We start from the raw sequence: 505 nt of genomic DNA on the forward strand, positions 1-505 counted from the left end.
GCAGGTGTATATGTAACGAGCTTACCTTTTAATCCAATCCCAACAGAATCTGTATTTGTACCTCAAGGACAAGTGGTTTTCTTTGTTAAAGGGGAATACATTGCAGCGATGGGTGGAACAGAGCCAATCAAGAAGTATGAAGAAACATTAGCTTTAGAAGATGCAACTGTTTATATTGCTAAACAATATGCTACAGGTAAACCGAAGGATAAATACACTTCACAAGTTTATACATTAAAGCTTGAAGAAGTAACCCCACCAACACAAGGGTGATGTGAATGAATACAGTAATTTCGAATGAAATATTACAGCAATTTAAAGAAAGGATGCACTTAGGGGATGAGGAAGATGATAACCTAAAGCGCATCCTTTCTACGTCTAACAAGGCATTACTTAGGGTTTGTGGGAATTATGATTTAAATAAAGATGAGGAGTTCAAAGAATTAGTCTTTGAACGTTCTCGTTATGTTTATAACGATGCATTAGAGTATTTTGACAAGAATTT

At 35.4% G+C, this 505-nt stretch carries 1 protein-coding gene and 1 pseudogene; both read left to right on the top strand.

Annotation, left to right across the window (positions count from 1 at the left end; translation table 11 throughout):
* A pseudogene (locus tag PDL00_RS34710) lies at window positions 1-273 on the top strand (phage major capsid protein); the annotation flags it as partial.
* A gap of 5 nt (window positions 274-278) precedes the next feature.
* The coding region (locus PDL00_RS34715) for a hypothetical protein (protein WP_270733853.1) at window positions 279-505 on the top strand (227 nt) is incomplete at its 3' end.

Source organism: Bacillus cereus group sp. TH152-1LC (assembly GCF_027710505.1).
In the GTDB taxonomy this organism is placed as follows: domain Bacteria; phylum Bacillota; class Bacilli; order Bacillales; family Bacillaceae_G; genus Bacillus_A; species Bacillus_A mobilis.